General features: G+C 48.7%; 10 protein-coding genes and 1 tRNA gene. 6 read left to right on the forward strand and 5 right to left on the reverse strand.

What is annotated here, in order from left to right; genetic code table 11:
• Positions 1 to 129 precede the first annotated feature (129 nt).
• From KDD36_14010 to KDD36_14020, 3 genes are all read right to left on the reverse strand, one after another.
• The gene (locus KDD36_14010; GenBank protein ID MCB0397765.1) at positions 130 to 387 is read right to left on the reverse strand and encodes a GIY-YIG nuclease family protein; all 258 of its coding nucleotides are present in this window, start codon (positions 385 to 387) and stop codon (positions 130 to 132) included.
• A 290-nt stretch (positions 388 to 677) separates the two neighbouring features.
• Positions 678 to 761: transfer RNA gene (locus KDD36_14015), tRNA-Leu, on the reverse strand.
• A 96-nt stretch (positions 762 to 857) separates the two neighbouring features.
• Positions 858 to 998, reverse strand: a complete 141-nt coding sequence (locus KDD36_14020; protein ID MCB0397766.1) for a hypothetical protein — start codon at positions 996 to 998, stop codon at positions 858 to 860.
• Positions 999 to 1,280: 282 nt separating this feature from the next.
• Here KDD36_14020 and KDD36_14025 point away from each other — a divergent pair, with 282 nt between their 5' ends.
• The 3 genes from KDD36_14025 to pth all read left to right on the forward strand — a co-directional run bounded on the left by KDD36_14025 (position 1,281) and on the right by pth (position 3,535).
• Positions 1,281 to 2,213, forward strand: a complete 933-nt coding sequence (locus tag KDD36_14025) for a ribose-phosphate pyrophosphokinase (GenBank protein MCB0397767.1) — start codon at positions 1,281 to 1,283, stop codon at positions 2,211 to 2,213.
• A 19-nt stretch (positions 2,214 to 2,232) separates the two neighbouring features.
• A complete protein-coding gene (locus KDD36_14030) occupies positions 2,233 to 2,889 on the forward strand; it encodes a 50S ribosomal protein L25/general stress protein Ctc (GenBank protein MCB0397768.1) in 657 nt (218 codons plus the stop codon).
• 82 nt (positions 2,890 to 2,971) lie between these two features.
• A complete protein-coding gene (pth, locus tag KDD36_14035; protein MCB0397769.1) occupies positions 2,972 to 3,535 on the forward strand; it encodes an aminoacyl-tRNA hydrolase in 564 nt (187 codons plus the stop codon).
• 5 nt (positions 3,536 to 3,540) lie between these two features.
• On the opposite strand, the gene KDD36_14040 is transcribed toward pth, so the two are convergent.
• On the reverse strand, positions 3,541 to 4,074 hold the full coding sequence (locus KDD36_14040; protein MCB0397770.1) for a hypothetical protein: 534 nt from the start codon (positions 4,072 to 4,074) through the stop codon (positions 3,541 to 3,543).
• Between the two features lie 365 nt (positions 4,075 to 4,439).
• Here KDD36_14040 and KDD36_14045 point away from each other — a divergent pair, with 365 nt between their 5' ends.
• Positions 4,440 to 5,195, forward strand: coding sequence for a hypothetical protein (locus tag KDD36_14045; GenBank protein MCB0397771.1), 756 nt, complete (start codon positions 4,440 to 4,442; stop codon positions 5,193 to 5,195).
• Here the strand turns inward: KDD36_14045 and KDD36_14050 are convergent.
• Positions 5,192 to 6,658 (reverse strand): glycine--tRNA ligase, encoded by a 1,467-nt coding sequence (locus KDD36_14050; GenBank protein ID MCB0397772.1) that lies wholly within the window; start codon positions 6,656 to 6,658, stop codon positions 5,192 to 5,194. The genes KDD36_14045 and KDD36_14050 overlap by 4 nt on opposite strands.
• A 94-nt stretch (positions 6,659 to 6,752) precedes the next feature.
• Between KDD36_14050 and KDD36_14055 the strand changes: the two genes are divergently transcribed.
• Together KDD36_14055 and KDD36_14060 are read left to right on the forward strand one after the other, a co-directional pair.
• Positions 6,753 to 7,319, forward strand: a complete 567-nt coding sequence (locus KDD36_14055) for a DUF3109 family protein (protein MCB0397773.1) — start codon at positions 6,753 to 6,755, stop codon at positions 7,317 to 7,319.
• Positions 7,320 to 7,447: 128 nt separating this feature from the next.
• A partial coding sequence (locus tag KDD36_14060) for a hypothetical protein (GenBank protein ID MCB0397774.1) occupies positions 7,448 to 7,787 on the forward strand: 340 nt, incomplete at its 3' end.

The raw sequence follows: 7,787 nt of genomic DNA on the forward strand, positions 1-7,787 counted from the left end.
CCTCGCACCGGGCCGACCTGATGGCAGGCAGGCCCACCAGTCTTCGCTCAAGCCTTTCCAACGGTCGGCAGGCCCACCGGTCTTCGCTCAAGCCTTTCCAACGGTCGGCAGGCCCACACGATGGTGTAGTTATTGGCCACCGTTATTTTGAAGTTTGTCTTTGAGAATGGCTTTACCCGTCCCCGACTTCCAGAACTTTTCTCTTATTCGGGCATTTGGCCGGTCCATGCATTTTTCCAAATGAATCAAGGTAAATGGCCGGTAAGGTCTGGTTGTTTTTTCTTTACCCTCGTTGTGCTGGGCAATTCGTTTGGATGGATCGTAGGATAAACCTACATAGAGGTAATTGCGTTTCTCACTTTTCAGGACATATACATAACATTCCATATCGGAAGATTTTGATAATGCCCTCAAATGCAGGAAGATTGTAAGAGTGAGTATGAGAATGGGAGCGAGGTAAAAATCAGAGTGAGAAAGAATCTATGCGTTTCCTCACGCTCACATTTTCACTCTCACTCTGATTCTTGTACCGAAGGTGGGAATCGAACCTGCCTGCCCTCGCACCGGGCCGACCTGATGGCAGGCAGGCCCACCAGTCTTCGCTCAAGCCTTTTCAACGGTCGGCAGGCCCACACGATGTTGCCATCACAAGCAAATAAAACCTTGCCATACAATTGTACCGAAGGTGGGAATCGAACCCACACGATGTTGCCATCACTGGATTTTGAATCCAGCGCGTCTACCAGTTCCGCCACTTCGGCAAGTGACTAATAATTCGTAAGTAAAGAACAATCCAAATATTCAGGCCCACACGATGTTGCCATCACTGGATTTTGAATCCAGCGCGCCTGCCTGCCTCAATTCAATCCAACCCAATGGCAGGCTGGCCTGCCTGCCGCAGCGGTAGCCCTCCTGAAGGCAGGCAGGTCTACCAGTTCCGCCACTTCGGCAAGGGTCCCCGGAGGGGTCACAAAGATAATAGCTTTTGGTAAATCCAAGCATCTATGTCAAACACATCAGCCCAACTTATGCAGTAGGAAGCTCAGAAGGAGCTGAACTATCTGCGTTAGCTGGGATTATCCCGTATAGAAAATCACTTTTTTCATCCATGCATACAAATTCGCAGAAGACCTGATTTTCTTATTCGCAATGCAATAGAACTTTCTTCTATTGCATTGTTTGGGATCATATTTCATGGTGGATTACAGGAAAATTTATACCTTTGCAGCCCTTTCGGAGTGCGCTTACGTTGCACTATTAAGGACTGCAAATGCAAAGACATGGCAAGAAGCGTAAAATTCTTCACGTGTTCGGCAACGACCGACTTAGCCGCTGAAATCGCCGCGAAATACGGCTCTCAGCTGGGTGAGGTCTCTATGCTGCATTTCAGTGACGGTGAATTTCAGCCTTCTTTTGAGGAAACCGTAAGGGGTAGTGATGTATTCATTATCCAGTCCACCATACCCCCGGCAGATAACCTGATGGAACTTTTGATGCTCGTGGATGCGGCCAAAAGAGCATCAGCCCGTGAAGTGGTTGCCGTGATGCCTTACTTCGGTTATGCCCGTCAGGACCGGAAGGACAAGCCAAGGGTATCCATCGGTGCCAAGTTGATCGCCAATCTGTTGTCAGCCGCCGGAGTGACCCGGGTCATTACCATGGACCTTCATGCCGACCAGATACAAGGATTCTTTGAAGTTCCCGTCGATCACCTCTATGCCTCATCGATTTTTATTCCATACATCGAAAGTCTGACCCTCCCGAACCTGATCTTTGCAACACCAGATACCGGGGGAACCAAACGGGCCAATCTTTATGCAAAGCATTTCAATACGGACTTCGTCCTGGGAAGTAAGCTTCGCAAGAAAGCCAATGAGGTGGCATCCCTGACCATCATCGGCGATGTGAGCGGAAAAGATGTGATCCTGGTGGATGATATGATCGATACGGCCGGAACCCTGAGCACCGCAGCAAATATTATTGCAGAGCAGGGCGCCAATAGTGTAAGGGCGCTCTGTACACACCCCATCCTTTCAGGCGAAGCCTACGAGCGTATAGAGGATTCCGCATTGACAGAGCTTATGGTATGCAACACCATTCCGCTCAGGAAGAAAAGTAATAAGATCAAATCGCTATCCGTGGCAGACTTGTTCGCCAGGGTTATTCAGAATGTTGTGAATTACGAATCGATAAGTTCTCATTTTATTACCTAAACTCAGAAAACCCAAACTCATGAAATCACTAACCATCAACGGAACACCCAGGGAAAATAAGGGCAGTTCCAATGCCCGGAGGGAAAGACGGGACGGCTTGGTTCCCTGTGTGCTCTATGGCGGTTCCGAGCAAGTTCATTTTCTTGCCGAAAAGCGCGATTTCAAGCAGCTCATTTATACAGCGGACGTGCACCTCGTAAAGCTCAGTCTGAACGGGAAAGAGTACAATACCCTTATGAAGGACGTACAGTATCACCCGGTGACCGATGCGGTGATCCACGCGGATTTCCTGGAATTGTTCGATGACAAACCTGTCATCACATCCATTCCCGTCAGGGTAAAGGGGAATGCACCTGGTGTGATTGCCGGCGGAAAACTCCAGCAAAAACTTCGCAAGGTGAAGATCAAGGCCCTGCCCGGACAGCTGCCCGAACAAGTGGAGGTGAATATTTCTTCCATGAAGATCGGTGATACGATCAAGGCAGGTTCCATTTCCATTGAGGGTGTGGAGCTTCTTGATAGCCCGAATGCAGTGGTTGTTGCTGTGAAAACTTCACGCGCCGCCGCCTCTGCCAAGGATGATGCCGCTGCCGGAGACGCTCCCGCAGCTGAAGGAGCAACCGAAGAAAAGGCTGCTGAGGGAGATGCTCCCGCAGCAGAAGAGGCCAAGTCCTGATCCAACGCAGTTCAGATTATATTTCAAACGGGGAGAAGGGCTTTGCGCTTCTCCTCTTTTTTTATCCTAAAATCCTGCATCTCTGAAAAAGTATCTGATCGTCGGCCTTGGGAATCCGGGAGAACAGTACCGGAATACACGCCATAACATCGGTTTTCTGGTGCTGGATGTGATGGCTGCGCTTCAGGGTGTGGCCTTCGATACCGACAGGCATGCCGATGTGGCCCGGTTCTCTCATAAGGGGAGGAGTTTTGTGCTCATCAAGCCGTCCACTTTCATGAACCTCAGCGGAAAGGCTGTGGCCCATTGGATGAAGCAGGAAAAAATCACGCCTGATCATATTCTCGTTGTGGTAGATGATCTGGCACTGGACCTGGGCGTCCTGCGGATGCGGGGACAAGGCAGCGACGGTGGCCACAACGGTTTAAAAAGCATCACCGAAACACTGGCTACGCAAAGCTATGCCCGACTCAGAATCGGGATAGGCAACAATTTCCCGAAAGGCAGACAAAGTGATTATGTACTGGGACCGTGGACAGGTGATGAAATACCATTGGTGACAGAATCCATGAATAAAGGAGCCATGGCAGCCCTGGACTTCGGTCTGATGGGGGTGACAGAGGCGATGAACCGGCATAACGGATAGCCCTTTTACTTAATCCATGTGTGGAAATAACCTTCGGTGAAGTGTAGGGTATCCAAGGGTGGGGATTTTGTTGCAACGGTAACCTGAAATTCACCGTGAATTTCTCCTGTTTGTGTATTGTATGACGTAATTCTAATATAATTGTCATGGCCTAAATCATGAATGACGTCATAAAGTTGAGATAGGACATCCCCGTCATCTATGTAAGTGCCATACGATGCACCGGTAAGGGCTGTGTCTGAATAAATGGAGATGGTGTCCACCGTATATGTTCCGGTGGAATACGGTATGCTGAAAAATGTCAGCCCTTCTCTCAGGTATAAATTGGTATTATATACATCCATAGATAAGTAAAAGCCATGTTGAGGGTATAGCCTTCTCGGTTTTGCATATATCCAGGCATTCCATGGTTTGCCTTCTTTTATGGCACGTGCCTCGCCATTGTAAATGGGCGGTGGTAAATATGGGTCCTGTTTGCAGCTTTGCATTAGCCACATGAGTGATACGAGCCATAGGTATTTGCTGAGTCTTATGGTCACGGAGCGATGATTTCCAGAATAATCAATGCCACTTTTTGAAATGAATGCCTCGGAATATCAAGCGCGAAACGGAACTTTTAGAGGATGTTAATAGAAAAGGTTTATCAAAGGTATATAATAATATGCCAAATGGATGATTGACTTTAATCCGAGTTAACAGGAATAAAAGGATTACTTTCTAAATGCCCTATTGAAGTATTGTTCCTGTATCAATATGAATGTCTCGGGACTGTATTGTAAAAACGTTCCCTGAGCGAATAGATTTTTTCAGGAGAACTTTCTACACAAACTTGCGCAGGAGATTTTCAGCAAGCCTTTGGTTCATTCAGGGGCGGCAGCGGTCATAGTTTTGGCATCAAAAAACCATGAACCGAACAAAGACTTTCCTGATTGGATGTATCAGCATCCTCTCTTTAACAAACACAAATGCGCAATCCATCCGGATGGCGGAAGACTTCACCCTCTATGATGGGACTGCGGCAACCCTGCCTTCCAGGTGGTTTGCATCACACCATGGAATGTATTCATCCTCTACATCCAGCGGACCAAGCGGACCTAATGCATTTAAATTCGCGAACAACGGCGCCATGCTGATGTGGCCGGCACCCGTAGCCTCCGACTCACTTAGCTTCTGGATCAAGGGAAATTCACTGGATAGCCTGAGTCACCTATCTGTCATGATCACCACAGATAGTATGGTATGGGATACCCTTGCCCATATCTACCTGAATGATGTGCGGGATTCGACGGTGGGATTATCACTTCCCGTTTTTCCCTCGCACGTGGCCGTGGTTTACTCGAAATCCAAAGGGAATTTATCCTTCGATGACCTGCGCATGTATGGTTCACCGGACACCGGCGAGGAAACGATTGCCACTCAGTTACCCGGCAACTATATCATGGGCTTCGTGAACCGGCAGTTGTATGCCAATAACATACCCGACCATGGTTACCTGGAGGTATACGATATGACCGGAAGGTGCCTGGAACGTATTGTACCGGGCAGGCAACCATTCCTGCATCCCATTCCCCCGGATTGGAAGCCTGGTTGCTACCTGTTGGTCTGGCAGGAGAAAGATGCACTTCCTGTGATCAGGAAAGCATTCCTGGTGAAGAACTAGGCCTGCTGCATTAAGCTTGTCTCGAGATGGATGCCTTGGCGGATCACTTCCTCCAGACGGTCGATGGATACCCGTTCCTGTTTCATGCTGTCCCTTTCACGTATGGTCACTGCATTGTCAGAAAGGCTGTCATGATCTATGGTCACACAAAATGGCGTACCCACGGCATCCTGGCGACGGTAACGTCTGCCGATGGCATCCTTCTCATCGTACCTGCAGTTGTACTGAAGCTGTAGTCGCGACATGATCTTTCGGGCCAGCTCAGGCAATCCGTCTTTCTTCACCAGTGGCAGGATGGCCACCTTCACCGGGGCGATCATGGCAGGGATTTTCAATACGGTGCGGATGTCGCTTTTTTCTCCCTGACCAACTTCTTCTTCCGTATAGGCATTGCAAAGTACGGTGAGGAAGAGGCGGTCCACGCCGATGGAAGTTTCAACCACATAGGGCACATAGCTCTCGTTGATCTCCGGATCAAAGTACTGGAGCTTCTTGCCCGAGAATTTCTGGTGATTGCCCAGGTCAAAGTCAGTACGGGAATGTATACCTTCCACTTCTTTGAACCCGAACGGAAATTGGTATTCAATGTCCACAGCTGCATTGGCATAGTGCGCCAGCTTATCGTGAACGTGAATGCGGTAGTTTTCGGATTGGCCACCCAAACTGAGGTGCCAGTTGTGACGCTTTTCCTTCCAGTGTTCGAACCATTGTTGTTCTTCACCCGGTCTTACAAAGAACTGCATTTCCATCTGCTCGAATTCCCGCATCCGCATGATGAACTGACGCGCCACAATCTCATTCCGGAATGCCTTTCCGATCTGGGCGATGCCGAAGGGAATCTTCATCCGGGCAGACTTCTGTACATTCAAAAAATTCACAAAAATACCCTGGGCGGTTTCAGGTCTCAGGTAGACCTTGTCTGCCGCATCCGCTGCTGATGCCATCTGCGTTGAGAACATCAGGTTGAATTGTCGTACCTCTGTCCAGTTGCGTGAACCGGATTCCGGACAGGCAATCTCATGTGCGATGATCAGATCGTAGAATCCTTTCAGGTCATCCCCTTCCAGGCATTTTACAAAATCTGAGTGCAGCTGGTCGGCTTTGTCGTTTTTGCCTTTGTTGCGGTATTGCGCGATCTTCCCCTCAATCAGTTCATCCGCCCGGTAACGTTTTTTTGAATCCTTGTTGTCGATCATAGGATCGTTGAAGCCACCGACGTGGCCACTGGCTTCCCATATTTTCGGGTGCATAAAAATGGCAGAATCAATGCCCACTACATTTTCATGCATCTGTACCATGGACTTCCACCAGTACTCTTTCAGGTTGTTCTTCAGCTCAACCCCATACGGACCGTAGTCGTAGACCGCTCCCAATCCGTCATATATTTCACTTGAAGGAAATACAAAACCATATTCCTTCGCATGAGAAACGATTTTCTTGAAGATGTCTGCTTTCTGATTCATGACGTATGTTCTTTGGGTCCTCCGGTTACCGTTAGCGCTTGCAAAAGTAATGATATTCGATGTACACCATGCAGAATTACATTATAATTGCATTATGATCATCATCGGGCAAACCATTGTTTCAGAAGAGCTGCTGGAAAAACGTTTTCAGTGTGACGTAAAGAAGTGCAAGGGGATCTGTTGTGTGGAGGGTGATGCCGGTGCACCCCTTGAAGCCTCGGAAATCCCTCAGATGGAAGATGCGCTTGAAGCTGTGAAACCTTATATGGAAGCCAAAGGTCTTGAAGTGGTTGAGGAAGAAGGGGTGTGGAACAAAGATAATCAGGGTGAGCTTGTGACTCCATTGGTGGAAGGCAGGGAATGTGCTTTTGCCGTTTTCCGCAATGGCATTGCATTGTGCGCTTTCGAGCAGGCCTATGAAGATGGTAAAACGGCCTTTAAGAAACCCATTTCATGCCATCTGTATCCCATACGGGTCCAGAAAGGCGGTACCTATGATCAACTTCATTATCATCGCTGGGAAATCTGCAAGTCCGCCGTTAAATGTGGGATCAAAAAGGATGTTCCGGTGTTCCGTTTTCTGAAGGATGCCCTGGTGCGCAAGTACGGAGAGGATTGGTATGAGCAGCTCGAGTGGCTTTCCGGACAACCTTCCCTGTAGCTGATGATTTTGGCATATCGGCTTGCTAAAACGATCGCGTAAATGGTTCTCCCTGAGGCGCTGAAGGTTATCCCAAGTCAAAAAATAGTTTACATTTGTAACAGGTCGAACCCCTAAAAAGGATCCTTATGACTGCGAATAATCCATCAGACGATAAGAAGCCGGTACGTAATGAAATAAGACGTCGTCCCCCGGCCAGAGCCAAAAAGCCGCTAACATTTGCAGGTGATAAGGGCAAGAAGGAGGAGACTCCGCAGCAAAAAGCACCGGAACCGGCGAAAAAAGCAGAGCCTGTGGCACCCAAGGCGGAATCCCCGATCAAAAAAGAAGAACCTGCAAAACCCGTGATTGCTGCAAGCGCCAGCAAACCGGAAACACCTCCCAAAAAGGAGGAAGCTCCGCCGGCACCAAAAGATAATCCACCCGTGAGGAATACGCCCACCCCTACAGCAGGAGGTGGTACCCCGA

The organism is Flavobacteriales bacterium (assembly GCA_020435415.1).
In the GTDB taxonomy this organism is placed as follows: domain Bacteria; phylum Bacteroidota; class Bacteroidia; order JACJYZ01; family JACJYZ01; genus JACJYZ01.

Coding starts and splice junctions, on each gene's coding strand:
- KDD36_14045 (MCB0397771.1), top strand. CDS start 4,440: ATGAACCGAACAAAGACTTTCCTGATTGGATGTATCAGCATCCTCTCT.
- KDD36_14055 (MCB0397773.1), top strand. CDS start 6,753: ATGATCATCATCGGGCAAACCATTGTTTCAGAAGAGCTGCTGGAAAAA.
- KDD36_14030 (MCB0397768.1), top strand. CDS start 2,233: ATGAAATCACTAACCATCAACGGAACACCCAGGGAAAATAAGGGCAGT.
- KDD36_14050 (MCB0397772.1), bottom strand. CDS start 6,658: ATGAATCAGAAAGCAGACATCTTCAAGAAAATCGTTTCTCATGCGAAG.
- KDD36_14010 (MCB0397765.1), bottom strand. CDS start 387: ATGGAATGTTATGTATATGTCCTGAAAAGTGAGAAACGCAATTACCTC.
- KDD36_14025 (MCB0397767.1), top strand. CDS start 1,281: ATGGCAAGAAGCGTAAAATTCTTCACGTGTTCGGCAACGACCGACTTA.